The following is a 24180-nucleotide window of genomic DNA, read 5'->3' on the forward strand; positions in this document are numbered from 1 at the left end:
ACCCGCACTGCACCGATCCACGCATGACCCCGCACGCCCCCGAGAGGAGCACGCCATGTCCACGCTGACCGAGCCGACGGCCACCACGTCGACCCCGCTGCCGAGCACCACCACCCCGACGATCGAGGTCCTGGGCGCCGTCGTGCCCGGGAGCGACACCGTCCTGACCCCGGACGCGCTCGCGTTCGTCGCCGAGCTGCACGCCCGGTTCGCGGGTCCCCGCCACGACCTGCTGCTCGCCCGCCAGCGCCGCCGCGAGCGCTTCGCGAACGGCCTCGACCCCGACTTCCGCCCCGAGACCCGGCACGTCCGGGACGACCCGACCTGGCGCGTCGCCGGCCCCGGCCCGGGGCTGGAGGACCGCCGCGTCGAGATCACCGGCCCGACCGACCGCAAGATGACGGTCAACGCGCTCAACTCGGGGGCGAAGGTGTGGCTCGCGGACCTCGAGGACGCGACCTCGCCGACGTGGGAGAACGTCGTGGGCGGGCAGGCGAACCTCGCGCTCGCCATCCGCGGCCGCATCGACTTCACGTCGGAGGAGGGCAAGGAGTACCGCGTCGGCCCGACGACGCCGACCATCGTGATGCGCCCGCGCGGCTGGCACCTCGCCGAGAAGCACCTCCGGTTCACCGACCGCGCCGGGCAGCGCACACCGGCGTCCGCGAGCCTCGTCGACGCCGGGCTCTACCTGTTCCACAACGCGCACGCGCTCATCGCGCGCGGCCGGGGCCCGTACCTGTACCTGCCCAAGATCGAGGGCTACCTCGAGGCGCGGCTGTGGAACGACGTGTTCGTGTTCGTCGAGCAGGAGCTGCGGCTGCCGCGCGGGTCGATCCGCGCGACCGTCCTCATCGAGACGATCACGGCGGCGTTCGAGATGGAGGAGATCCTCTACGAGCTCCGCGAGCACTGCGCGGGCCTCAACGCGGGCCGGTGGGACTACATCTTCAGCATCATCAAGAGCTTCCGGGCCCGCGGTCCCCGGTTCGTGCTGCCGGACCGCGCGCGCGTCACGATGACGGTCCCGTTCATGCGCGCCTACACCGAGCTGCTCGTCGCGACGTGCCACCGGCGGGGGGCGCACGCGATCGGGGGCATGTCGGCGTTCATCCCCAACCGCCGCGACCCGGAGGTCACCGAGCGTGCGCTCGCGCAGGTCCGCGCCGACAAGGAGCGCGAGGCCGGGCAGGGGTACGACGGCACGTGGGTCGCGCACCCGGACCTCGTGCCGGTGGCCCGCGCGGTGTTCGACGAGGCGCTGGGCGACCGCCCGGACCAGCGCGACCGGCTCCGCGACGACGTCCGGGTCAGCGCCGCCGAGCTGCTCGACATCGCGTCGGCCGGCGGCGGCGAGCCGGGCGCGGTCACCGACGCGGGCGTGCGCAGCAACGTGTCCGTCGCGCTGCGCTACCTCGAGGCGTGGCTGCGGGGGAGCGGCGCCGTCGCGATCGACAACCTCATGGAGGACGCCGCGACCGCCGAGATCTCCCGCTCGCAGCTGTGGCAGTGGGTGCACCACGAGATCGTCACGGCCGAGGGCACGACGATCACGGCCGAGCACGTCGAGGGGGTGCTCGGATCGGTGCTCGCGGCGCTCCCGAGGTCGCCGGGCGACCGGTACGACGACGCCGCCCGGCTGCTCCGCGAGGTCGCGCTCGACGAGCACTACCCGACGTTCCTGACGGTGCCGGCGTACACCCAGCACCTCGTCGGGCGGTCCGCGCCCTGACCGGCGGACGCTCCGAGCCCGGGGGGCGCGCGACGCGTGTCCGCCCTGGGCGAAGAAAAAACCTCTGGCGGATCGCCGGAGCCGGACGTAGCGTCGTGGGCACATGGGAAAGGAGGTGGTCCTGAAGTGATTTCTCTTCGGACGCGTGAGGTGACTGTCCGCTAGTCGCCCGAGTACTCGGACGGATTGCTTCGATCCACCCGGTGCCCGCTGGTCCTCAGGACCGCCGGGCGGCGAGCGAGATCCAGGCAGCCACCGCAGCCCGTGGGAGCCGCGCACTCGTCCAGCGCGGCAGGGCCCCGACAGGGGTCCGGCCCACGGGCTGTTCCCTGCCCGGACGCAGGCGGCGGGCGCCGGGCCACGTCGATGCGCCTGCGCCCCACGCACCGCGCCCCACGCACCGCGCCCCACGCTCCGTGACGACGACGTCAGCGAGCCCCGCACGAACGCCGTGCACACCGGTGCGGCACCGGGCCGATCAGCCCTCGTCCTTCGCCGGAGCGCCCTTGCGCCGCCGAGGTGCCGCCGACCGCGGCGGCGTCCGGCGCATGTGGTCCCGCGCCCGCCCGAGGATGTCGGCGAGCGTCTCGACGTCCTCCCGCGAGAGCGGCGCGAGCAGCAGGTCGTCGACCACCGCGACGTGACCCGGCAGCACCCCGCCGAGGACCGCGCGACCCTCGTCGGTGAGGGTCACTGTCACGCTGCGCTCGTCCTCGACGGACGGCGTGCGGACGACGAGCCCGCGCTTCTCCAGCGCCTGCGCCTGGTACGTCAGCCCGCTGCGGCTGTACACGACCCCGTCGGCCAGGTCCGTCATGCGCCGGCTGCCCCCCGGCGCGTCGCCGAGCGTCGCGAGCAGCTGGAACTGCACATAACTGAGCCCGCCCGCGTCCTGGAGCTGCTGCTCGACGGAGTGCCGGAGCAGGCTGCTCGCCTCGATGAGCGCGAAGTACGCGCCGAGCTGCACGGCGTCCAAGGAGCGCGGGGTCAAGGCCATGGCCCGATCCTATCCGTGCTTCGAACCCGTAGCACTTGCTTCTGATTCGAAGCAGCAGTAGCGTCGTCCGTAGTTGCTTCGAACCCGAAGCACATGACGGACGGAGATCGACCATGAAGGCAGTGCGTTTCCACGAGACGGGTGGCCCCGAGGTCCTGCGCTACGAGGACGTGCCCCAGCCCGTGCCCGGCGCCGGCGAGGTGCGGGTCCGGGTGGCCGGCTCGGCGTTCAACCCCGCGGACGGCGGGATGCGCGGCGGCTTCCTGCCGATCCCGATCACGCTGCCGCACGTCCCCGGCTACGACGTCTCCGGCACGGTCGACGCCCTCGGCGACGGGGTCGACGGCCTGGCGGTGGGCGACGCCGTCGTCGGCTTCCTCCCGATGACCGCGGACGGCTCCGCGGCGCAGTACGTCGTCGCACCCGCCGACGCGCTCGTCGCGGCGCCGACCCGGATCCCGCTCGCCGACGCGGCCGGGCTTCCGTCCGTCGGGCTCACCGCCTGGCAGGCGCTGTTCGAGGCGGGTGCGCTCGAGGCGGGCCAGCGCATCCTGATCAACGGCGCGGGCGGCCCCGTGGGCGGGTACGCCGTGCAGCTCGCGAAGCGCGCCGGCGCCTACGTCATCGCCACCGCGAGCCCGCGCAGCGCGGAGAGCGTGCGTGCGTCGGGGGCCGACGAGATCGTCGACCACACCACGACGTCGCTCCTGGACGCGGTCGTCGAGCCCGTCGACGTCCTCCTCAACCTCGCGCCGATCACCTCCGAGCGGTTCACCGCCCTGGCGGCGCGGGTCCGCGACGGCGGTGTCGTCGTCTCCACCACCCCGATGGTCGAGACGCCCGACGACCCGCAGCGCGGGGTGCGCGCGGTCACGGTGTTCGTCCACCCCGATGCCGACGTCCTCGCCCGGCTCGTCGCGCTCGTCGACAGCGGCGAGCTCCGCGTCGAGATCGCGGGCCGGGTGCCGCTGGGGGAGCTGCCCGAGCTGCACGCGCAGGCCGAGGCCGGGCAGGTCCACGGCAAGGTCGTGGTCGTCCCGGCAGAGGGCTGACCTCCGCTTCCCCGGCCGCGAGGCCAGAGTCGGTCGCGCGCACTGGATCCGGCCGGCCACACTCGCGCCGGTGCCCGGCGTGAGGCTGTGGTGTGGAACGGGAGCGAGGAACGGAAGGGGGCGTGCCGCGGAGTGCGCGACGGCGACCCGCTCGCACTTACGGCATCAGCGCATGCGCTGGCCTCCGGCATGGTGGCGGTGCTGAGCGGCGGTAGCGGAGAGCCTTCGCGGCGGGTCGCCTCACACGGCGGCGCGACCACCGTCGATGACACGCGTGGTTCCGAGCTGACTTCTGAGACAACCCGCCGCGCGGGCTGGAACCAGCCCGGGCGTCTCGGCCGGGCGTGTCTCAGAACCAAGCGACTGAGACGAAGCCGATCTGACGCGGTGGAGTCGGCGCCGAGAGGCGCGACGAAGGCCCGGCACGATCTCGTGCGTGCCGGACCCTCGTGAGCGGAAGGCGTTCCGACTCGAAGCCCTCAGGTCATGTGCGGGGTCTGCGGCGGCTCCCGTCCGGTCGCGTCCCGCCCGACCGAGCCTGGCGGCGGTCGCTCGTCCTCGAGCCGCCCGTCAGACGGGCGCTCAGCACGACGAGGACTCGGTACCTTGTGGCGCCGAGTCCTCGTCGTGCCGCGTCGACCTGGCGCGCTGCGCTTCGCCTCGTCCCCCCGCTCGTGGCGGCGCGACCGTGACGCGGGCCTGACCGGCCGCGATCCCGTCGACGCTCAGGGCCCAGCGGGAGGCGGCTGCAGCCCCAGCGCCGCGTACGGGTCCGGCGGCGGGGGCGGCGTCACGGCCGCCTCGTTGCGGACGGGGCCGTACGCGATCGTCCGGAGCCCCAGGCCGAGGCCCGCGTAGGCCGCCTTCTTCGTCGTGTACAGCGGGGCGTCGTAGAGGACCGCGGTCGCCGCGCAGAGCAGGTCGGAGCGGTCCAGCTCGCCGTCGCGCAAGGCGTTCCGCCGGCGGGAGGTGCTGAGCTCGGCGTAGATCCGGAGCACGTACTCGTCGATCGGCACCGGGGTCGTCAGGTCCCACGTCTCGAACGCCGTGAACAGCTCCTCGGTCGCCGGGCGCGAGCCCAGCGTGACGGCCAGCTCCAGCGGGATGACGGCGCTGACGAACAGCGCGTCGTCCGGGCCGAACAGCGAGGGGTCGATCCCGGCGAGGACGACGGAGTGGTCGACGGTCACGACGCGGGCCGTCGCGGGGTCGACCGGGTCCGGCCGTTCCGGGTGGGTCGGCGGACGCCGGGCGCCGCAGGTGAGGTCCAGCACCCCGCTCGGGTGGCGCTCGACGTCGAGGATCTCCGCCCGCGCCGCCCAGCGCCGGGCCGGCCGGGTGAGGAACTGGTGGGACGCGCCCTCGACCACCGCGACGGGGGTGCCCGAGTCCGAGACCACGGTGAAGGTCCGCGCGCCGGCGGCCGTGTCGGGGGAGAGCTCGTCCAGGCGCGGGAGTCCGTCCTGCGACGTGACGACGTGCTCGCGCTCGCGGACCGACGTGACCGCCGCCGTCGGGCGTGGCAGCCCGGCCCGCAGGTAGGCCTGCGGCGCGGGCAGGGGGTCCGGGACCGTGACGAAGGCCATGGCTCGGACTGTAGCGACGGCCGTCGCGCCGGCCGGTCCGGCTCGTCCGGACGATCCGGGCACGTGCGCCCTCGGGCCTCCGTCCGGGCGACCGCCGCCCGAACCGCCCCCGCCCTCCACCACCGTGCGGCAGGGTGGTGCGGCACCCCCGCACCGCACCCCGGAAGGCCCCCCATGGCGATCTCGTTCGACAAGCTCCAGACCCGCGCGCCCGAGCTGGTCAACCTCGCCAAGAAGGCGCAGTTCAACCTCAGCAAGCACGACCTCGAGGGGCACGCCGCGAAGGTCGCGCTGTGCCTCGACCACTCGGGGTCGATGCGCGCGGCGTACGCGAGCGGGCAGATGCAGGCGCTCGCGGAGCGGGTGCTCGCGCTCGGGACGCAGCTCGACGACGACGGCTCGATCGACGTGTTCTTCTTCGGCACCGAGGCGTGGCACGCCGGGGAGCTCACGCTCGACGACTACCGCGGCGGCGTCGACCGGCTGCGCGCCGGGCGGCACCTCGGGCTGACCGACTACGCCGGCGCGATCCGCGCGGTCCGCGAGCACTACGGGCTGGCGGGTCCCGGCGCGACGGCGGACGTCCCCGTGTACGTGCTGTTCCTGACCGACGGCGCCCCGACGAGCCGCACGGCCGCGACGAACGAGCTGCGCGACGCGTCGGGTAGCCCGGTGTTCTGGAAGTTCCTCAGCATCGGCGGCGAGGACATCCCGTTCCTGCAGAAGCTCGACGACCTGAGCGACCGGGTCGTCGACAACGCGGACTACCAGCCCGTCGGCGACCTCACGCTCGTCCAGGACCAGGCCCTGTTCGACCTGCTGCTCGTCGAGTACCCGGAGTGGCTCGCCGAGGTGCGGGGGCGCGGGATCCTGCGCTGACCGGTGGGGGTGTCCTCGGCGCGGCACGCCGCGGTGAGAGGGTAGTGCGATGGCCCAGCTGAAGACTCCTGCCGAGATCGACCAGATGCGACCCGCGGGCGCGTTCATCGCGCACGTCCTGACGTCGCTGCGGTCGGTCGCGGCCGTGGGCGTGAGCCTGCGTGACCTCGACGCGCACGCGCACGGCCTGATCCGGGAGGCGGGCGCGCACTCGGTGTACCTCGGCTACCACCCGTCGTTCGGCGCGATCCCGTACCCGGGCGTGCTGTGCACGTCGGTCAACGACGCCGCGCTGCACGGGCTGCCGTCCGACTACGTGCTGCGCGACGGCGACGTGCTGAGCATCGACTTCGCCGCGCAGGTCGAGGGCTGGGTCGCCGACTCCGCGCTCACGTTCCAGGTCGGCACGCAGAGCCCCGAGGCGACGCGGCTCATCGAGACCACCGAGCGTGCGCTCGCCGCGGGCATCGCCGCCGCGCAGCCCGGGGCCAGGATGGGAGACATCTCGGCGGCGATCGGCGAGGTCGGCCGCAGCGCGGGGTACGGGATCAACGCGGACTTCGGCGGGCACGGCGTCGGGCGCACGATGCACGAGGAGCCGCACGTGCCGAACCTGGGCCGTGCCGGGTCGGGCCAGCGGCTCAAGGCAGGCCTCGTCATCGCGATCGAGCCGTGGTTCATGGCCGGTGGCGACGGCTACGTCATGGACCCCGACGGCTGGACGATCCGCTCGGCCGACGGCTCGCTCGCCGCGCACGCCGAGCACACCGTCGCGATCACGCCTGACGGGCCCGTCGTGCTCACCGAGCGTGGCGCCTGACGACGCGGTGAGGCGCTCGCGCGAGCGCGGTCGCGGACGGCCGGCGCGGGAGCGTGGCGGCCCTCGTCGTGCCCTCGCCCCGCCGTCGCCCGGTCGGCCCACCCTGCTCCGGCGGATGCTCCCGGTATGCCCGGGTCCGTCGGGTGAATGCTCACCCGGGTGAAGCCCGGGACGGGCGTGCCCGGGGAGTGCGCGCTAGCGTCGCCAACGGGGGCAGGGATGGCGTGCGAGCGTCCGACCGGGGTGCTGCCTTCCGTGTGACCCGGCGCAGGTGCCCGCCACCCCCGCGCGGGCACCGTTGGTCGAGCAGGGCACGGAGCGCACATGACCCAGATCCCGGACGGCGACGTGGTCGCCGGTGTCGACGCGGGCGCGATGCTGTCGCTGCTCGACGAGCTCTCGGCGACTGTGACCGGGGACTTCTCGGTGCAGGACATCCTGCAGCAGCTCGCGGAGGGCGTCACCGACCTGCTGGGCCTCGCCGGCGCGGGCGTCTCGACGCCGAGCCGCACGGGCGAGCTCCTGGTCGTGGCGTACGCGACGCAGCGCCGCGTCGAGCAGCTCGACCGCGTGCAGGAGGCGCTCCAGGCGGGCCCGGCACCGGACGCCCACGTCTCCGGGCGGGTCGTGGCGTCGCGGGACCTGCGCGTCGAGGGTGCTTGGCCGCACTTCCAGCAGCGCGCGACCGAGCTCGGGCTGCCCAGCGTCACGGCGGTCCCGCTGCGCGCCCGCGGCGAGGCGCTCGGGGTCCTGACGCTCTACCGCAGCGAGCCGGTGGGCCTCGGGCGCGGCGAGCTCGCCGCCGTGCGGACGCTCGCGAACCTCGCGGCGTCGTACCTCGTCGTCGCGATCGACCGGGAGGCCGCCGCCCAGGCGCAGGGCGAGCTCGCGCACCAGGCCGCGCACGACCCGCTGACAGGGCTGCCGACGCGCCGGGTCTTCTTCGAGCAGCTCGACGAGGCGCTCACGCTCGTGCGCCGCGACCTGTCGACCGTCGGGGTCCTGTTCATCGACGTCGACGGCCTCAAGCGCGTCAACGACACGTACGGGCACGCGCTCGGCGACCAGCTCCTGCTCACGTGCGCCGAGCGGATCCGGGCGGCGCTGCGGCCCGACGACCTGCTCGCGCGCCTCGCGGGGGACGAGTTCGTGGTCGTGCTCGAGCACCTCGCGTCCGCCGACGTCGCGTGCACGGTCGCGCAGCGCATCTGCGACAGCCTCGCGCTGCCGATGCTCACCGAGGGGCACCTCCTGCAGCCGTCCGCCAGCATCGGCATCGCCGTGAGCGACGAGCCGGGCGTGACGTCCGACCTGCTCGTCTCGCAGGCCGACGCCGCGATGTACCGGGCGAAGCGCCGGCGCAAGGGCAGCTTCCAGCTGTTCGACCCCGTCGTGCACGCGTCCGAGCAGGCCGAGGCGATCTCCTACGAGCAGCTGTCGAGCGAGCTCGAGACGGCGATCCGCGACGAGCAGCTCGAGGTCCACTACCAGCCGATCCTCGAGATCATGGACCCGCGGATCGGCTCCGCCCGGCCCGACCCCCTCGCTGCGCCGGGTGCGCTGTACGCGGTCGAGGCGCTCGTGCGGTGGCGCCACCCGCGGCACGGGCTGCTCTCCGCGGGGGCGTTCATCGGGGCGGCCGTGCGCAGCGGGCTCATCGTCGAGCTCGGCGCGTGGGTCCTGCGCACCGCGTGCCGCCAGCTCGTCACGTGGGACGCGGTGCTGGGCCGGCGCGCGCCGCGGCGGCTCTTCGTCAACGTCTCGCCCGCCGAGCTGAGCGACCCCGGCCTGCTCGAGCGCATCACGCGCGACCTGTCCGCGGCGGGCCTGGCGGGCGACCGGCTCACCCTGGAGATCACGGAGAACGGGCCGCTCGACTCCTCGACGTTCCCCGCCGAGGTCATCGACGGCCTGCGCCGCCTCGGCTGCCACCTCGCGATCGACGACTTCGGCACCGGGCACTCGACGCTCGGCCGGGTCGTCGAGATCCCCGCGTCCGTGCTCAAGATCGACCAGTCGTTCACCAGCGCGCTCCCGGGCAGCGTCGAGTCGGCCGCGGTCATCTCGTCGGCGCTGCTGCTCGGGCACAACCTGCGGCGCACCGTCGTGGTCGAGGGCGTCGAGACCGAGGAGGCGCTGCGCGCGCTGCAGGAGCTCGGCACGACGCACTTCCAGGGCTTCCACCTCGCGCTGCCCCAGCACCCCGACGCCCTCACGGACGCGATCCTCGAGTCGGCCGGGACGGGGGAGCGGCGCTCGGTCGGGCGGATCGGGGCGTAGGACCGGCTCCCGCCGGCGGTGACGCGCGGCGACCGTGCCCGGCCCGGGTGGCGGCGAGGGCGACGCCGGGCCTCCCGGACGTGCGCCGTGCGGAGGCGCTGCACTCGGTACCCTCCCGCGAGGAGGTGGCCATGCATCCCGTCGGGGAGCCAGCACGACGCGTGGCGGGCGTCCTCGGGCCGGTCCTCGTCGCCCTCGGGCTGCTCGCCGCGGTGGTCGGCGTCGCGACGACGGCCGACGCGACGCAGGACGCCTCGGGCACGGTCGCGGTGCCGGTCCGGCTGGGCGCGTCCGACGGCACGGTTGCCCCGCTCGGGCCCACCGTGGACGGCGAGGCCCACCCGGGCGTCCGGCTGAGCGGCGTCCCGACCGGCGGCCTGCCCATGATCGGCGACGACGCGTCCCTGCCCGGCGTGGTCACGCTGCACGCGCCGGACGCGACCCTCACCGAGCAGGTCCTCTCGCGGGCCGACGTCCTGCTGCGGGGCCTGGCCGTGCTCGTCGGCGCGTTCGCGCTCCGGCCGGTCCTCCGCCTGGTCGCCGCCGGTCGGCCGCTGCGGCCCTGGCACGAGCGGCACCTGCACGTCGTCGCGGCCTGCGTCGTCCTCGGCGGGTACGTCGGCCCGCTGCTCCCCTGGGTCGCCACCGCCTCGGTCCTGGGTCGCCTGCACGGCGCCGACGGCCTGTCGGCCGCGCCCCCGCACCACCTCGAGGCGTTCGTCGTCGCCGCGCTCGTCGTGCTCGTCGCCGCGGGGGCCCGCGCCGGCGCCTCCGGCCCGTCCCCGGACCCGCGGGTCTGGTCCGAGCAGACGCTCGTGACCGCCAGCATCGACGACGCGTCCGGGGAGGTCCGTCTCCAGGACGCGACGTGGCAGGACCAGCCCGAGTTCCGGCCGGGGGACACGTGGGTCGCCTTCTGGGGTGAGTCGCTCGTCGCCGACGCCGCACCGTTCCCCGGCGTCGCGGTCCGCACGCTCGACGTCGCGGACCAGCCGGGTGGCATCGTGCACGTCGACGTGACCCGTGAGCGACCTCGCGACCGGCTGCACCACGTCGCGGGCACGACCCTCGTCGTCGGCGACCACGGCATGGTCCTCGAGGCGGGCTCGATGTTCCTGAGGGTCCCCGTCCCGGCCGGCTCCCACCCCTGCGAGATCTGGGTCGACGCGAGGCGCCCGTTCCACGTCAGCCACGTCGCGATCGTCCTCGGGCCCCACCGACCCCGACCACGACCACGGCACCGGCCGCGACGCCGTGGCCGCGCCGCGACCCGTCGCGGTCAGCTCGGCGGGTAGGGGGACTGGCGCAGCAGGCGCGCGAGGTGCGCGGTGTTCGCTGCGAGGGTCGCCGTCGTCTTGGCGGTCTCCTCGGGCGTCTCGTCGAGGTCCTGGTAGTCGGTGCCCTGCATCGCGGCCCCGACCCAGTACGTCACGGCCGCGGCGGGCACGGTGAAGCCGACGTCGTTGAGCGCCTGGAACAGCTCGGCGCTCGTGTGGTGCGCGCCGTCCTCGTTGCCGACGACCGCCACCGCGGCGACCCGGCCGTACGTCAGCAGGCGGCCCTGGTCGTCGCTCTCGCCGAGCTCGGCGTCGAGGCGCTCGAGCGCGCGCTTGGTGACGCTCGACGGCTGGCCCAGCCAGATCGGGGTGGCGAGCACGAGGATGTCGGCGGCGAGCACCTGCTCGCGGATCGCGGGCCACGCGTCGCCCTCGCCCATGTCCTTCTCGACGCCGGGCTTCACGTCGTGGTCGACGAGGCGGATCACGGTGCCGGTGACGCCGTGCTCGCCGAGCGCGTCGAGCACCTGGCGGCCGAGGAGCTCGCTGCTCGACGGGGCGGGGGACGGGGTCAGGGTTCCGACGAGGACGACGGCGGTCAGGTCCGGGGTGGTGGTCATGCCCTCGATCCTGCGAGCCGTGCGTGTATCCCGCGACCGGAGTCGGACGCGCGACCGGCTCGGGGGCGGTGCGCGTGGCGTCGTGTGGGCGGCTGCGTCGAGACTGACGGCATGTGCGGCAGGTATGCGATCACGCGGCGGGACGACGAGCTCGCCGACCAGTATCGGGTCGACCAGATCCTCGGTGAGGCACCGGGGCCGTCGTGGAACGTCGCGCCGACCGACCCCGTGCGCATCGTGCTCGAGCGCGTGGAGGAGGAGCGGCCGCAGCGTCAGCTCCGGACCGTGCGCTGGGGCCTCGTGCCGTCGTGGGCGAAGGACCCGGGCGTCGGCGCGCGCATGATCAACGCACGCATCGAGACGGTCACCGAGAAGCCCGCGTTCCGCAAGGCGGCCGCCCGGCGCCGCGCGATCGTGCCGATGGACGGGTACTTCGAGTGGCAGAAGACCCCGGCCCGCAAGGTCCCCTACTTCCTCACGGCCGCCGACGGCGCGCAGCAGGGGCTCGCCGCCGCCGGCCTCTACGAGCTGTGGCCCGACCCGTCCCGCCCCGCCGACGACCCCGCGCGCTGGCTGTGGACCGTCACGGTCATCACGCGGTCCGCGACCGACGCGCTCGGGCACATCCACGACCGCACGCCGCTGCTGCTGCCCCCGGACCTGTGGGACGAGTGGCTGGACCTCGGCACGACCTCGACCGACGACGTGCGCTCGCTGCTCGACGCGGTCCCCGAGCCGCACCTGCTGCCGCGCGAGGTCGGCCCGGCGGTCGGGAACGTGCGCAACAACGGCCCGGAGCTCGTCGCGCCCGTGGGGTGAGAGCCCCGCGCGGTCGAGGATCAGCGCCGCGGCGCCGGGCGAGGAGGCTTGTACGACCCGGGGATCGGGGTCTCACCACGGCGCTTCGCCCGCCGGTACGCCATGAGCATGCCGGGCCACCCGACGACCGCGGCGGGGTAGGCGAGCACGAGCAGGAAGCCCTTCACGCTGTCGGGGTAGATCCCCGCGGCGAGGTCCTGGACCATCGGCCACCAGACGAACGCGCCGCCGACGGCGATCACCGGCATGAGCCAGAACATGAAGAACCGCATGCCGAAGTGCCACTGCGTCTGGTCGGGGTCGTCGCCCGGGCGGCCGTCGTCGGGGGTGCTCTCCGGCGTCGTCGTCACGCGCCCACGATGGTGCGCGCGCCGGCGCTGCGCATCCCGAGCGAGGCGGTGAACCGGCTCAAGTGCGCAGGTCAGCGTGCCGAAGAGCGAGGACGTGACTGCTGCCGAACCGTCCCTCCGGCGCCCGTCGGGACACTCTCGTCGCCCCCGTCCTGGCGTCCTGGCCGTCGCGCTCGCGGCCGTCCTGGGCCTGACGAGCGCGTGCGACGGGGGCTCCGCCGACGCAGGCGGCGACGCGGCGTCGGCGAGCCCGACGTCGTCGCCCACCCCGACAGCGACCGCCCCCACGGTCGAGGAGCTCGCCGCCGCGCTGCCGGCGCCCGAGCTGGCGCCCGAGGTGGACGTCTCGGCGGTGACCGCGGCCGCCGTCCCGCAGACCGCGCTCGCGACCGCCACGCTGCTCGAGGTCAAGGGCCGGGCGCCCAGGACCGGCTACGACCGCGACCTGTTCGGCAGCGGCTGGGTCGACGTCGACCGCAACGGCTGCGACACCCGCAACGACGTGCTCGCGCGGGACCTCGAGCCGCAGACGTTCAAGCCCGGCACGCGCGACTGCGTCGTCCTCACCGGGATGCTCGCCGACCCGTACAGCGGCCGCACGATCGAGTTCGTGCGCGGGAACGCGACGAGCACCGCGGTGCAGGTCGACCACGTGGTGGCGCTGTCCGACGCGTGGCAGAAGGGTGCGCAGCAGTGGGACGCGGAGACGCGGACCCGCTTCGCGAACGACCCGATGAACCTGCTGGCCGTCGACGGGCCGCTCAACGCGCAGAAGGGCGACGGCGACACCGCGACGTGGCTGCCGCCGAGCAAGCCGTTCCGCTGCGCGTACGTCGCCCGGCAGGTCGGCGTGAAGTACACGTACGGGCTGTGGGTGACCGAGGCGGAGCGTGCCGCGATGGTGAGCGTGCTCTCGGCGTGCCCCGACCAGCCGCTGCCCGAGGGGTCGACCGTCCCTCCGCCGCCCGCGCCCGTCGAGCCGGCGCCCGTCGAGCCGGCTCCGGCTCCGGCCGCGCCCGCCGCGGAGCAGCCGGCCGCACCGCCGGTCGCACCGCCGGTCGTGCAGGCCCCGGTCGTGCCGGCCCCCGTCGTCCCCGCACCCCCCGCTCCGGAGCCCCCGCCGGCCCCCGAGCCCCCGCCCGCCCCGGCCGTCGCGTACAAGAACTGCGACGCGGCCCGCGCCGCGGGTGCCGCCCCCGTCCGTGTCGGCGACCCCGGCTACGGCAAGCACCTCGACCGGGACGGCGACGGGGTCGGCTGCGAGAGCTGACTGCCGGCGTCGCACCGACCCCGGCCGGGAATGCGCGCCCGTCGGTCGGCGTTCCCGCCCGTGCCGTGGAGGCCAGCGGCGCAGACGCCCGGGCGACCGGGCCGGACCTGGAGGCACCGCCCATGCGCGCAGTCCGACACCACACCTACGGCGAGCCCGACGTCCTCACGGTCGAGGACGCCCCGGAGCCCCACGCCGGGCCGGGCAAGGTCCGGGTCCGCGTGCGGGCGGCCAGCGTCAACGCGTTCGACTGGAAGCTCCGGGCGGGCTGGTTCCAGGAGCGCATCCGGATCGAGCTCCCCGCGATCCCGGGCAAGGACGCGGCCGGCGTGGTCGACGAGGTCGGCGAGGGTGTCACGGGCGTGCAGGTCGGCGACCGGGTGTTCGGGCTCGGCGACGCGACGACCGCCGAGCACGCGGTGCTGAACACGTGGGCTCCCGCGCCGGACGCGTGGTCGGACGAGCAGGCCGCCGCCGCGGGACTCGCCGCCGCGACCGCCGGCGCCGGGCTCGACGCGCTCGGGGACCTCGACGGGAGGACGCTGCTCGTCGAGGGTGCGGCCGGCGGCGTCGGGAGCGCGGCCGTCGAGCTCGCCGTCGCCCGCGGCGCGCGCGTCATCGGCACCGCGAGCGAGCGCAACCACGAGTTCCTGCGCTCCCTCGGCGCGACCCCGACGGTCTACGGCGACGGGCTCGCCGAGCGCGTGGCGGCGCTCGCGCTCGAGGGCGTCGACGCCGCGCTCGACACCGCGGGCTCCGGCTCGCTCGCAGAGATCGTGGCGATCGTCGGCGACCCGTCGAGGGTCGCGACCGTCGCCGACTTCGGTGCCGCCCGGCTGGGGGTCACCCTCACCGGTTCCGACGCCGCGTCCGCCGCGACGCTCGAGGCCGCCGCCGAGGCCGGCTCACGCGGCGCCTACACGCCGCGCGTCGAGACGACGTTCCCGCTCGACCGGGCCGCCGAGGCCCACGCGCACGCCCAGGGCGGGCACACGCAGGGCAAGCTCGTCATCACGCTCTGACGCACGGGGGGACGACCCCGGGACCGCACCGGTGCCGGGGGTCGTCCGCCGTCAGGCGGTCAGCCGTCGGCGCCGGCCGCGGGGGGCGTCCACACCGGGGACCGCACCGCGCCGGTGCCGGGGGTCGTGCGCGTCAGGCGGGCAGCCGCCGGCGCCAGTCCAGACCGGTGACCGCGATGCGCCGGCTCGTCGTGCCGGGCCAGTCGACCGTGAGACCCGCGCGCTCGAGCGCCGCGCGCGCCCGGTGCCCGACGGCGAGGGCCGCCGCCTCGTAGGCGTCCGCGTCAGCGATCCCGAACGCGCCGAAGCTCAGGAGCAGGACCGCGTCGTCGTCGCCGAGGCGCTCGCTGTCCTGCTGGTGGAAGAAGACGTAGCCCACGGGCTCCTGCCCCGGGCGGACCTCGTCGTCGATCTCCGCGACGCCGCACGTCTGGCAGCACGTGAAGTCCATGCGGGCGACCACCCCGCCGGCGTCGAGCTCGGCGAAGGCGTCGTCGAGCCGGTCGGCGTCGGTCGTGGCGGGCCAGGTGCGCTGCTCGGCGATCCGGTCGGCCCAGGCGCGGTCGACGTACGCGGTGACGACGGCCCGGTCGAACCCGACCTCCGCGGCGCGGTCGTGCGCCGCCTCGAGCACCTCGTCGCGGGTGCGGAAGCCCCCGCGGACCCCGGACACGACGGACTCCACGACGTCCTCGGGCACGTCGCCGGCCGCGAGCCCCGCGCCGGTGGTGGGCGCGTCGGGCCCGGCCTGCCGCTCGGCGTCGCGCGCGTCGGGCGGCACGGGCGTGCCGTCGGCGGGTGCGTCCGGCCCGACCTGCGGGCCCGTGACGGGCGTGGGCGTCGGGCGGCGGAGGCGGAACCGGTCGAGGAAGGCCATGCGAGGAGTATCGGGCGTCAGCGCCGCTCGAACGCCCGCGCCATCGCGCGCTGCTCCTCGAGCACCTGGCCCATCCGGGTCTGCACCTCGTCCATCCGCCCGATCGTCGCGGTGATCGCCTCGATGCCGCGCGCGACCGTCGCGGTGTTGGTCTGGATGTCCTCGACGCGCTCGCCGACCCGGCCGGTCGCCACCGTCGTCTCGCCCGCGAGCTCCTTGACCTCGGTCGCCACGACGGCGAACCCCCGCCCGGCCTGCCCCGCGCGCGCCGCCTCGATGGTCGCGTTGAGCGCGAGCAGGTTCGTCTGGTCGGCGATCGTCGTGATGACGCGGATGACGTCCCCGATCGCGGCCGACGAGTCGCTGAGCGCCTGCACCTCGCCCGCGATCGCGGACGCCTGCGCGACGGCGTCGAGAGCGACGGCACCGGCCTCGGCGGCGCTCGCGGACAGCTGCTCGACGCTGCCCAGCAGCTCGGTCGCCGCGGCGGACTCGCGCGCGGCGCGCCGCAGGATGTCGAGACGCTGCGAGACGAGGCGCGCGACGTTGCGCAACGCGCCCCGACGGCTCTCGGACAGCTCGATCGTCTCGGTCGCGAAGAAGTCCATCGTCCCGATGACCGTGCCGTCGACGATGATCGGGAGGCACACGCCCGAGCGCACACCGGCCCGCTGCGCCGCGGGGGCGCGCACGCAGTCGGTCAGCTCGCCCAGGTCCGGGACGAACACGAGGTCGCGCGCCCGCCACGCCCGCCCGGAGAGCCCGACGCCCTCCGCGAAGCTCGCGCCGAGGGTCACGCGCCGGAACTCGTCCCCGGCGGTGCCGGACTCGACCGAGAACCGCAGCACGCGCGCCGCGGCGTCGAGCGCCCAGAACGACCCGTACGCCCACCCGAACTCGGACCGCACCGCGTCGAGCGCGGTCTGCACGGCGGACTGCTCGTCGATCTGCGAGCCGACCTCGGCGACGACGGTCGTGACGGCCTTCTGGTCGCGGGCCGCCTCCTCGAGCGTCTCGGCCGACTCGATCATCGCGAGCGTCTGCGAGACGACCTGCGCGAGCGCCCGCAGCACCGCCGGTCGCGTCGCGCTCGTCGTGCCCGGCCGGGCCGAGAGGAAGTCCATCATCATGACGACGCGGCCGTCGCGGCGGATCGGCAGGGCCATCGCGCCGCGGGCGCCGGCCCGCAGGCTCGCCTCGCCGCGTGCGCAGTTGGCCGGGTGGTCACCGAGCTCGACGAGGTCCAGGACCGTGTCGTTCGCGAGCGCGACGCCGCACAGCCCGAACCCGCTCGTCATGCGGTGCGTCGTCGTCATGCGGGTCAGCTCCGCGCCGAGCGAGCCGGTCTGCGCGACGAGCTCGAGCTCGTCGGACCCCTCGCGCACGCGCCACGCGGAGGCGTAGTCGAACCCGAACCCGGTCCGCACGCTGTCGAGCACCGCCTCGACGCCGGCGCACGTCGAGCCGACCTCGCCCAGCCGCTCGACGACGGCACCGAGCGCGTCGACCTCGGCCGAGGTCCGCCGGGCGTCCTCGTGCGCCGCGGCCTGCGGCTTCCGCCTCGTGAGCACGCCCACCGGGTCCTCCTGTCGTCGCACCAGGGCGCGGTGCCCTGTCGTCGCCAGGCGCGGTGCCGTGGCGCCTGCCCATCGGCAGCCCGGGTCGGCATCTGAGCCGAGGGGCGCTGCGGGACGCCGCGTGCCGTCCCGGAGGCGCGCCGGCGGGCGGGGTGGGCGTCGTGGAGGAGCCGACGAGCACCCGGGCCGCCGGTCGCGGGCGGGCGGTCACGGCCGGCGGGCGCGCACCCCGAAGCCGGGCTCCTCGACGACGTCCGCGAGGTCGACGAACCCCGCGGCGCCGAGCGCGGCCCGCACGCGCGGGACGACCCGGTCCGGTGGGGTCGGTCCGCCCGCGCCGTAGAGGACGTGGAGCACCGCGCCGGGGCCGAGCACCCGGTGCAGGACCGCCGCCTCGACGGGGGCGTCGTCGACCCAGAAGACGTTGACGTCCACGGCGAGCGCGACGTCGGCGCGGTCACCGAGCGCCGCAGCGACGTCCGCGGCGTCGAGGTCCGCGAGCGCGCGCCGGAGCACCTGGAGGCGGCCGGCCTCGACGTGCGGCGCGTTCCGCTCGGTGGTCGCGCGCGTCGCGGTCGGGGAGCGGTCGACGGCGAGCAGCCGGCCGGTCGTCAGCGCCGCGCAGATCAGCCCCGCGGAGACCCCCGGGCCGCCGCCGACCTCGAGCACGCGCTCGTCGCCGCGCAGCCCGAGGCCACCGACGGCCCAGCGCACGCGCTCGGGAACCTTCATGCGTCCGGTGTAGCGCCCGGATCTCACCCGGCGCCAGGTATCTCGCGGACCGCGCACGCCTCTTCCCGTCGTGCCGGGCTCGTTCTGCCGGGGGGCGCACGGGCCCGGCAGCCAGGCCACCCGGCGCCCGCAGCGGCGCGGCACCGGGGCGCAGGACCGCACGGGGGGCGGCACGGTCGCCCGTCGCCGCGGGAGGTCAGTCGGCTCCCGCGGCGCGGGCGAACCGTGCGGAGAGCTCCCGGGTCGCGTCACGCAGCTCGGGCGGGCCGACGATCTCGACCTCGCACCCGAACATGCCGAAGTACGCGGCGAGCCCGCCCCACGACCACGACCCGCTCACGACGCGGCAGCGGTCCGGGCCGAGCGGCTCGACGACGGACCGACCCCAGGCCCACCGGGCGACGGTGTCCGCCGGGGCGTGCAGCACGGCCTCGCCCGTGCACGCCCAGCCCGTCCCCGCGAAGCGCTCACCGATGAACCCAGCGACGTCGCCGCCGGGCAGCGCGCGCGGCGTGAAGCGCGGGCCCGTGGGCGTCCGGGGGGTCAGGCGGTCGACGCGGAACGTCCGCCAGTCGGCGCGGTCGAGGTCCCACGCGACGAGGTACCAGCGCCCGCCCCACGTCACGAGGTGGTGCGGCTCGACGCGGCGGGGCGGCACGGACGCCGGGGCGGCCCGGCCCCGGTCCGCGGGGTCGGTCGGGCTGCCCGCACCGCCGGCCGTGGCCAGGTCGCTCGGCCCCGCGTAGTCGAGGCGGAGCACCTCGCGTGCGCGCACCGCGGTGCCGACGGCGACGAGGACGTCGGCGTCGACGGTCGTGCGCGCGGTGCCGGGCCGGCTCACCGCCGTCACCTGCAGCGCGTCGACCCGGGCCCGCAGGCGCGCGGGCATGACCTGGCGGACGGTCGTCAGGGCGCGCAGGGCCGCGTCGTCGACCCCGTCGACGCCGGTGTGGGCCGTCTGCAGCGCCACGGAGACCGCGACGGCCTGCTCGTCGTCGAGCAGGAGGGGCGGCATCTGCGCCCCGGCGCCGAGCCGGTAGCCGCCGTCGGGTCCTTTGGTCGCGCGCACCGGGTAGCCGAGGCCGCGCAGGCGGTCGACGTCGCGCCGGACCGTGCGCGGGCTCACGCCGAGCCGCCCGGCGAGCGCGTCGCCGGGCCAGTCGCGGCGCGACTGCAGCAGCGACAGCAGCGTCAGGAGCCGGGCGGAGGGGTTCGCGGCCTCGGTGGTCATGCGCCCATCATGCGCCCCGGTAGCGGACAGGATCCGGCCGCTTCTGCCGCGAGAGTGGCTCGTGCCGGCACCACCCGACACCGCTGCGAAGGAGCACCATGATCCGCACGAGAGGGCTCACCAAGGACTTCCCCGTGAGCCGCACCGAGACCGTGCACGCCGTCCGGGGCATCGACCTCGACGTCGCGCCCGGCGAGCTCGTGGCCGTGCTCGGCCCGAACGGCGCGGGCAAGACGACCACGATCCGCCTGCTCACGACCCTGATCCAGCCGACCGCCGGCACGGCCGAGGTCGCCGGCCACGACGTCGTCGCGGCCCCCGAGAAGGTCCGGCGCAGCATCGGCTACGTCGGCCAGGGCAACGGCGCGGGTCACCAGCAGCGCGTCCGCGACGAGCTCGCGACGCAGGGGGCGATCTACGGCCTCGACCGGCGCTCCGCGGGACGCCGCGCCGACGACCTGCTCGACGCGCTCGACCTGACCGAGCTCGCGCGCCGCAAGGTCGCGGACCTCTCGGGCGGGCAGCGGCGGCGGCTCGACGTCGCGCTCGGGCTCGTGCACGCGCCGGGCCTGCTGTTCCTCGACGAGCCGTCGACCGGCCTCGACCCGCACAACCGGGCGAACCTCTGGGAGCACGTCGCGCGCCTGCGCGCCGAGCACGGCATGACGATCGTGCTCACGACGCACTACCTCGACGAGGCCGACCAGATGGCCGAGCGGGTCGTCGTCGTCGACCACGGCCAGGTCATCGCCGACGACACCCCGGCGGCGCTCAAGCGGGACCTTGCCGGCGACCGGGTCACGGTCCGCGTCCCCGACGTGCGCGACGCCGCGACCGTCGCCGCCCTCGTCGAGCGGGTCCCCGGCGCGCGGGACGTCACGGTGCGGGGGACCCAGGTCGGCGCGCGGGTCGCCGACGGCGCCGGTGCGGTCCCCGCGCTCGTCCGGGCCGCCGCCGACGCGGGCGTGCTGCTCGCCGCCGCGGAGTCGGTCACCCCGACCCTCGACGACGTCTTCCTCGCCCTCACCGGGCGCAGCCTGCGCGAGAGCGCCGCGGCGACCGACCCGACCACCACCGACGGCTCGACCAGCAGCGACGTCCGCGTCGCCGGGAAGGACGCAGCATGAGCACCCCCACCACGGCCCCCACCACCTCGACGGCCCCGGACCCCGCCGCCCGGTCGGCGCGCGCCGCCGCACCGCGGGCGAGCGTGCGGCGCAGCTGGACCGGCGACGTCGCGCTCGTCATGACGCGCGAGCTCCGGCCCCTCGTGCGCGAGCCGTTCACCGTCGTGTTCGGCCTCGTGCAGCCGATCGTCTTCCTCGCGCTGTTCGGCCCGCTGCTCGCCGGGTCGGTGGGCGCCGGGCTGCCCGGCGGCGACGTGTGGCTGTGGTTCGTGCCGTCGATCCTCGTGATGACGACGCTGTTCGGGTCGTCGACGACCGGCTCGAACCTGCAGTTCGAGATGCAGACCGGCGCGCACGAGCGGCTGCTCGTGACCCCGCTGCCGCGCTCGGCCCAGCTCGTGGGGCGCTCGCTCAAGGAGATGGTCCCCATCGTCGTGCAGTCGCTCGTCGTGATCGCCGTGATGCTGCCGTTCGGGTTCGCGCCCGACGCGCTCGGCGCGGTCCTCGGGCTCGTGCTGATCGCGGTGCTCGGGGTCGGTCTCGGGTCGCTCTCCTACGCGCTCGCGATCGCGGTGCGGTCGAACGAGTGGATGTTCTGGGTCGTGCAGCAGACCGTGCTGTTCCCCGCGCTGATCCTCTCGGGGATGCTGCTGCCGCTCGAGGCGGGCCCGCGGTGGATGCAGGTCGCCGCGCAGGTCAACCCGATCTCGTACGTCGTGGACGCCGAGCGTGCGCTGTTCGCGGGCGACCTGGCCTCGACGACCGTGCTGTGGGGCGCGGTCGCGGCGCTCGCGACAGCCGCCCTCGGGCTGTGGGTCGGGGTGCGGACGATCGTGCGCAGCACCGACTGAGGGCGACGCGCCGCGGGGCCGACGCGCCGGAGGGCTGGCGCGTCGGCCCCGACGCGCGCAGGATGAATGCGACACACCGGGCGGACGTGACCTGCGCTGCGACCGCCCGCCGCACGGAGCAGGGGGGCTCATGAACGCACGTGTTCGGTCCACGGCACGCCGGATCGGCCGAGGCGCTCGCGTCGGTGCGGGGCTGACCGTGGCTGTCGCCGCGACGCTCGCGCTCTCCGGTGCCGCACCCGCGGTCGAGCCGCAGGCCACCGAGTCGGCCGTGCGCGACGGGTCGCTCTCGGCGGCCCCAGAGCCGTCCGCGTCGCCCACGCCGTCGCCGTCCCGGACCCGCGCGCCCCGCGTCGCCGTCGACGACGAGGACCTCCTGCCGCCCGACACGGAGGACGAAGGCACCGACCCCCGGGCCGACCGCTCCCCGCGAGCCGGCACGTCGCCGCGCTCCGGCACGTCGACCCGCCCGGGGAAGTCGACGACGAAGGGGAAGTCGACCACCGGCCGGACGCCGACCCGCGGCACGGCGCAGCGCGGCTCGACCCCGAAGAGCACCACCAAGCCGTCCGCGAGCCCGACGGCCACCCCGGCGCCCACCTCCGCACCCACCGCGTCGCCGTCGCCGACCACGTCGCCGACGACCGACCCGACCCCGACGCCCACGCCCACGCCCACGGTGTCGCCCACGCCCACGCCCACGCCGACGCCGACCCCGACGCCCGTGCCGCCCGGTCCGGTCGTGCTGCCCGGTGGGGTCTCCGGGCTCGCCTTCGGCGTCTGCGGCTCGCTCGTCGCGGAGGCGCCCAGCAACCCGACGGTCGGCCGCGACACGCTCGCGTTCGCGTTCACCGCCGCGATCCCGGCGCCGGCCCCGACCGCGCCGGCGACCGACGCGCCTGCCCTGACGCCCTCCGGCTCCCCGGCGACGACCGAGCTGCTCGCCGCGACGCCGGCGCCGACCGCCACGCCCACGCCGACGGCCTCGGACACCCCGACGCCCACGCCGACCCCGACGCCCCCGCCGACCGTGCTCGCCGGCCAGCCGCTCACGCTCACGACCGACTACCGCTGGACGCTCCCGCAGCACCGCCTGCGCTCGCTCCTGCCGGAGCACGGGGCGCGCGTCGCGGTCAGCAAGGACGGCGTCGTCGTCGCGACCGGCCACCTCGACGACGGCACGGGCGTCCCGCGCACCGACCAGCGCCGCGTCCTGAGCAACCAGCAGCTCACGGGCACGCTCCCGCTGACGGTCTGCGCCCCGGACGGCGAGCCGGGTGACGTCACGGCCGGCCGCGACCTGCCCGCGGGCGACTACGAGGTCCACGCGGTGCTCGACTACCTCGGCGTGCCCTTCGCGTTCCCCGACCCGCTCGGCGCCGACCCGCTCGAGGGTCAGCCCGCCGGCGACCTCGTGGCGGACCCGGCGGCGTGGAGCGCGACGCTCGTCTCGACGACGTCGGTGCGGTTCACGATCTCCTGACCTCGGCCCGCCCGGCCGGTGCGCCTCGCCGGCCGGGCGGAGCCGTGTCACGGCCCGGAGCCGGCCCGGGCCCAGGCACCGGCCCAGGCGCGTCAGGCAGGGGCGGGTGCGATCACCGGCCCGCGGCGAACGTGCCGGCGACCTCCAGGAGCAGGCGGGCGCCGAAGCCGGTGGCTCCCTTGGTGCGCCACGCGTCGTCGGTCTCGGACCGCATGGTGCCGGCGATGTCGAGGTGCGCCCACGGCACGTCGCCGACCCACTCGGCGAGGAACAGCGCCGCGGTGATCGCCCCGGCGTGCTCGCCGCCGAGGTTCTTGATGTCGGCGACCTCGGAGTCGAGCTGACGGCGGTAGCGCCGGTCGAGCGGCAGGCGCCACACCCGCTCGTCGGTCCGCTCCGCCGCGGCCTGGACGAGCCCGACGAGCGCGTCGTCGTTGCCGAGCACGCCCGCCGTGAGGGTGCCGAGCGCCGCGAGGCAGGCGCCCGTGAGGGTCGCGATGTCGACGATCGCGTCGACGTGGTCCTCGCGTGCCAGGGCGATCGCGTCGGACATCACGAGCCGGCCCTCGGCGTCGGTGTTGACGACCTCGATGGTGCGCCCGCTGCGCGTCGTCAGGACGTCGCCGAGCTTGGTCGCCGAGCCGGAGGGCATGTTGTCGGTGCACGCCAGGTAGGCGCTCACGGACACCGGGACCTCGAGGTCGCGCAGCGCGGTCATGGCCGCGAGCACCGCACCGGCGCCGGTCATGTCCGCCTTCATCGCGGCGTGCATCGCGTTGGACGGCTTGAGGCTGATGCCGCCGGAGTCGTAGGTGATGCCCTTGCCGACGAGCCCCAGGTGGCCGCGCGACTCCCCGTCCGGGGTGTAGCGCAGCACGACCATCCGGGGCTCGACCACGGACCCGGCGTTGACCCCGAGCAGGCCTCCGCAGCCCAGCTCGACGAGCGCCGCCTTGTCGAGCACGCGGACGTCGAGCCCGTGCTCCGCCGCGAGCCGCACGGCGACGTCGGCGAGGTCCGGCGCGGTGAGGTGCCCCGCCGGGGTGCTCGCGAGGTCCCGCGACAGGCTGGCCGCGCGTGCGAGCACGAGCCCGCGGTCTGCCCCGCGCCGGGCGTCGCCCGCGTCGGCGTCGCCGACGAGCAGCACGATCTCGCGGACGGGCACGGCGTCCGGCTCGGACCGCAGGACGTCGTACCGGTAGCGGCCGAGCAGGGTCCCCTCGACGACCGCCTGCGCGGCGTCCTCGACCGACGGCCCGGCCGCGGCCAGGTCGGTGGTGAGCACCGCGTCGCGCCGGGCCGCCCGGGCGAACGCCGCCGCGGCGTCGCGCACGGCGTTGTGGTCGGGGGCGTCGCCGACGCCGGTCGCGATCACGGCACCGCCCTCGCGCGGCAGGACCAGCGTCTCGCCGACCGCGCCCGTGAAGCCCCACTCGACGAGCGCGGCGCGGTCCAGCGGGATCCCGGGCGGGACGTCCCCCGTCGCCGTCACGGCCAGCCCGAGCGCGCGGCCCGGGTCGGTCCCGGGCGGCGCGACCCGGACGGTGACGGCGTCGAGCAGCGCGCGGGAGGGGATCGGGTCGAAGGCCATCGTCGTG

Annotated in this window: 20 protein-coding genes and 1 pseudogene; 12 read left to right on the forward strand and 9 right to left on the reverse strand. The window is 75.8% G+C overall.

Annotated features, from left to right (window positions below):
- Positions 1-55: 55 nt before the first annotated feature.
- On the forward strand, positions 56-1732 hold the full coding sequence (aceB, locus tag AB6N24_RS03350; protein ID WP_412868012.1) for a malate synthase A: 1677 nt from the start codon (positions 56-58) through the stop codon (positions 1730-1732).
- Between the two features lie 478 nt (positions 1733-2210).
- Here the strand turns inward: aceB and AB6N24_RS03355 are convergent, their stop codons facing one another.
- Complete coding sequence (locus AB6N24_RS03355; RefSeq protein ID WP_412868013.1) at positions 2211-2729, reverse strand: MarR family winged helix-turn-helix transcriptional regulator; 519 nt, start codon at positions 2727-2729, stop codon at positions 2211-2213.
- Between the two features lie 113 nt (positions 2730-2842).
- On the opposite strand from AB6N24_RS03355, the gene AB6N24_RS03360 reads away from it, so the two are divergent.
- Positions 2843-3781 carry an NADP-dependent oxidoreductase gene (locus AB6N24_RS03360; RefSeq protein ID WP_412868014.1) on the forward strand — a complete coding sequence of 313 codons (939 nt, stop codon included), beginning with the start codon at positions 2843-2845 and terminating at the stop codon, positions 3779-3781.
- A gap of 725 nt (positions 3782-4506) precedes the next feature.
- On the opposite strand, the gene AB6N24_RS03365 is transcribed toward AB6N24_RS03360, so the two are convergent.
- Positions 4507-5367 (reverse strand): PIN domain-containing protein, encoded by an 861-nt coding sequence (locus tag AB6N24_RS03365; RefSeq protein WP_412868015.1) that lies wholly within the window; start codon positions 5365-5367, stop codon positions 4507-4509.
- A 174-nt stretch (positions 5368-5541) separates the two neighbouring features.
- On the opposite strand from AB6N24_RS03365, the gene AB6N24_RS03370 reads away from it, so the two are divergent.
- The 4 genes from AB6N24_RS03370 to AB6N24_RS03385 all read left to right on the forward strand — a co-directional run bounded on the left by AB6N24_RS03370 (position 5542) and on the right by AB6N24_RS03385 (position 10641).
- Positions 5542-6246, forward strand: coding sequence for a VWA domain-containing protein (locus AB6N24_RS03370; protein WP_412868016.1), 705 nt, complete (start codon positions 5542-5544; stop codon positions 6244-6246).
- A 49-nt stretch (positions 6247-6295) separates the two neighbouring features.
- On the forward strand, positions 6296-7066 hold the full coding sequence (gene map, locus AB6N24_RS03375; RefSeq protein ID WP_412868017.1) for a type I methionyl aminopeptidase: 771 nt from the start codon (positions 6296-6298) through the stop codon (positions 7064-7066).
- Between the two features lie 324 nt (positions 7067-7390).
- Complete coding sequence (locus tag AB6N24_RS03380; RefSeq protein ID WP_412868018.1) at positions 7391-9346, forward strand: putative bifunctional diguanylate cyclase/phosphodiesterase; 1956 nt, start codon at positions 7391-7393, stop codon at positions 9344-9346.
- Positions 9347-9477: 131 nt separating this feature from the next.
- Positions 9478-10641, forward strand: coding sequence for a hypothetical protein (locus tag AB6N24_RS03385; protein ID WP_412868019.1), 1164 nt, complete (start codon positions 9478-9480; stop codon positions 10639-10641).
- Here AB6N24_RS03385 and AB6N24_RS03390 read toward each other — a convergent pair.
- Positions 10626-11243 carry a flavodoxin family protein gene (locus AB6N24_RS03390; protein WP_412868020.1) on the reverse strand — a complete coding sequence of 206 codons (618 nt, stop codon included), beginning with the start codon at positions 11241-11243 and terminating at the stop codon, positions 10626-10628. The two genes, AB6N24_RS03385 and AB6N24_RS03390, sit on opposite strands and share 16 nt — an antisense overlap.
- A gap of 111 nt (positions 11244-11354) precedes the next feature.
- Between AB6N24_RS03390 and AB6N24_RS03395 the strand changes: the two genes are divergently transcribed.
- Positions 11355-12062 carry an SOS response-associated peptidase gene (locus AB6N24_RS03395; protein ID WP_412868021.1) on the forward strand — a complete coding sequence of 236 codons (708 nt, stop codon included), beginning with the start codon at positions 11355-11357 and terminating at the stop codon, positions 12060-12062.
- Between the two features lie 20 nt (positions 12063-12082).
- On the opposite strand, the gene AB6N24_RS03400 is transcribed toward AB6N24_RS03395, so the two are convergent.
- The gene (locus AB6N24_RS03400) at positions 12083-12412 is read right to left on the reverse strand and encodes a hypothetical protein (protein WP_412868022.1); all 330 of its coding nucleotides are present in this window, start codon (positions 12410-12412) and stop codon (positions 12083-12085) included.
- Between the two features lie 94 nt (positions 12413-12506).
- Here AB6N24_RS03400 and AB6N24_RS03405 point away from each other — a divergent pair, with 94 nt between their 5' ends.
- Together AB6N24_RS03405 and AB6N24_RS03410 are read left to right on the forward strand one after the other, a co-directional pair.
- Complete coding sequence (locus AB6N24_RS03405; protein WP_412868023.1) at positions 12507-13682, forward strand: GmrSD restriction endonuclease domain-containing protein; 1176 nt, start codon at positions 12507-12509, stop codon at positions 13680-13682.
- A 122-nt stretch (positions 13683-13804) separates the two neighbouring features.
- Positions 13805-14704, forward strand: coding sequence for an NADP-dependent oxidoreductase (locus AB6N24_RS03410; protein WP_412868024.1), 900 nt, complete (start codon positions 13805-13807; stop codon positions 14702-14704).
- Between the two features lie 133 nt (positions 14705-14837).
- Here AB6N24_RS03410 and AB6N24_RS03415 read toward each other — a convergent pair whose 3' ends face one another.
- The 4 genes and pseudogenes from AB6N24_RS03415 to AB6N24_RS03430 all read right to left on the reverse strand — a co-directional run bounded on the left by AB6N24_RS03415 (position 14838) and on the right by AB6N24_RS03430 (position 19121).
- Positions 14838-15581 carry a DUF6891 domain-containing protein gene (locus AB6N24_RS03415; protein WP_412868025.1) on the reverse strand — a complete coding sequence of 248 codons (744 nt, stop codon included), beginning with the start codon at positions 15579-15581 and terminating at the stop codon, positions 14838-14840.
- Positions 15582-15721: 140 nt separating this feature from the next.
- Positions 15722-17152 (reverse strand): annotated as a pseudogene (locus AB6N24_RS03420) (methyl-accepting chemotaxis protein); the annotation flags it as partial.
- A 213-nt stretch (positions 17153-17365) separates the two neighbouring features.
- Positions 17366-17890, reverse strand: a complete 525-nt coding sequence (locus tag AB6N24_RS03425) for a class I SAM-dependent methyltransferase (RefSeq protein WP_412868026.1) — start codon at positions 17888-17890, stop codon at positions 17366-17368.
- A gap of 196 nt (positions 17891-18086) precedes the next feature.
- Positions 18087-19121, reverse strand: coding sequence for a helix-turn-helix transcriptional regulator (locus AB6N24_RS03430; RefSeq protein ID WP_412868027.1), 1035 nt, complete (start codon positions 19119-19121; stop codon positions 18087-18089).
- Positions 19122-19219: 98 nt separating this feature from the next.
- On the opposite strand from AB6N24_RS03430, the gene AB6N24_RS03435 reads away from it, so the two are divergent.
- The 3 genes from AB6N24_RS03435 (at position 19220) to AB6N24_RS03445 (ending at position 22582) form a co-directional block, all read left to right on the forward strand.
- On the forward strand, positions 19220-20248 hold the full coding sequence (locus tag AB6N24_RS03435) for an ATP-binding cassette domain-containing protein (protein WP_412868028.1): 1029 nt from the start codon (positions 19220-19222) through the stop codon (positions 20246-20248).
- A complete protein-coding gene (locus AB6N24_RS03440) occupies positions 20245-21099 on the forward strand; it encodes an ABC transporter permease (RefSeq protein ID WP_412868029.1) in 855 nt (284 codons plus the stop codon). Before AB6N24_RS03435 ends, AB6N24_RS03440 begins: the two co-directional genes overlap by 4 nt.
- 130 nt (positions 21100-21229) lie before the next feature.
- Positions 21230-22582 (forward strand): hypothetical protein, encoded by a 1353-nt coding sequence (locus tag AB6N24_RS03445; protein WP_412868030.1) that lies wholly within the window; start codon positions 21230-21232, stop codon positions 22580-22582.
- A gap of 112 nt (positions 22583-22694) precedes the next feature.
- On the opposite strand, the gene AB6N24_RS03450 is transcribed toward AB6N24_RS03445, so the two are convergent.
- Entirely contained in the window at positions 22695-24173 is a 1479-nt protein-coding gene (locus tag AB6N24_RS03450; protein ID WP_412868031.1) for a leucyl aminopeptidase, read from the reverse strand.
- Between the last annotated feature and the right edge of the window lie 7 nt (positions 24174-24180).

Origin of the sequence: Cellulomonas jepli (assembly GCF_047229345.1) — a bacterium.
Taxonomy (GTDB): domain Bacteria; phylum Actinomycetota; class Actinomycetes; order Actinomycetales; family Cellulomonadaceae; genus Cellulomonas_A.

Bases quoted from the DNA above. Each gene is read 5' to 3' on its own strand.
- AB6N24_RS03370 (WP_412868016.1), top strand. From the start codon at position 5,542: ATGGCGATCTCGTTCGACAAGCTCCAGACCCGCGCGCCCGAGCTGGTC.
- AB6N24_RS03435 (WP_412868028.1), top strand. From the start codon at position 19,220: ATGATCCGCACGAGAGGGCTCACCAAGGACTTCCCCGTGAGCCGCACC.
- AB6N24_RS03380 (WP_412868018.1), top strand. From the start codon at position 7,391: ATGACCCAGATCCCGGACGGCGACGTGGTCGCCGGTGTCGACGCGGGC.
- AB6N24_RS03445 (WP_412868030.1), top strand. From the start codon at position 21,230: ATGAACGCACGTGTTCGGTCCACGGCACGCCGGATCGGCCGAGGCGCT.
- AB6N24_RS03385 (WP_412868019.1), top strand. From the start codon at position 9,478: ATGCATCCCGTCGGGGAGCCAGCACGACGCGTGGCGGGCGTCCTCGGG.
- map (WP_412868017.1), top strand. From the start codon at position 6,296: ATGGCCCAGCTGAAGACTCCTGCCGAGATCGACCAGATGCGACCCGCG.
- AB6N24_RS03430 (WP_412868027.1), bottom strand. From the start codon at position 19,121: ATGACCACCGAGGCCGCGAACCCCTCCGCCCGGCTCCTGACGCTGCTG.
- AB6N24_RS03390 (WP_412868020.1), bottom strand. From the start codon at position 11,243: ATGACCACCACCCCGGACCTGACCGCCGTCGTCCTCGTCGGAACCCTG.
- AB6N24_RS03450 (WP_412868031.1), bottom strand. From the start codon at position 24,173: ATGGCCTTCGACCCGATCCCCTCCCGCGCGCTGCTCGACGCCGTCACC.
- AB6N24_RS03440 (WP_412868029.1), top strand. From the start codon at position 20,245: ATGAGCACCCCCACCACGGCCCCCACCACCTCGACGGCCCCGGACCCC.
- AB6N24_RS03425 (WP_412868026.1), bottom strand. From the start codon at position 17,890: ATGAAGGTTCCCGAGCGCGTGCGCTGGGCCGTCGGTGGCCTCGGGCTG.
- AB6N24_RS03410 (WP_412868024.1), top strand. From the start codon at position 13,805: ATGCGCGCAGTCCGACACCACACCTACGGCGAGCCCGACGTCCTCACG.
- AB6N24_RS03395 (WP_412868021.1), top strand. From the start codon at position 11,355: ATGTGCGGCAGGTATGCGATCACGCGGCGGGACGACGAGCTCGCCGAC.
- aceB (WP_412868012.1), top strand. From the start codon at position 56: ATGTCCACGCTGACCGAGCCGACGGCCACCACGTCGACCCCGCTGCCG.
- AB6N24_RS03360 (WP_412868014.1), top strand. From the start codon at position 2,843: ATGAAGGCAGTGCGTTTCCACGAGACGGGTGGCCCCGAGGTCCTGCGC.
- AB6N24_RS03355 (WP_412868013.1), bottom strand. From the start codon at position 2,729: ATGGCCTTGACCCCGCGCTCCTTGGACGCCGTGCAGCTCGGCGCGTAC.
- AB6N24_RS03415 (WP_412868025.1), bottom strand. From the start codon at position 15,581: ATGGCCTTCCTCGACCGGTTCCGCCTCCGCCGCCCGACGCCCACGCCC.
- AB6N24_RS03365 (WP_412868015.1), bottom strand. From the start codon at position 5,367: ATGGCCTTCGTCACGGTCCCGGACCCCCTGCCCGCGCCGCAGGCCTAC.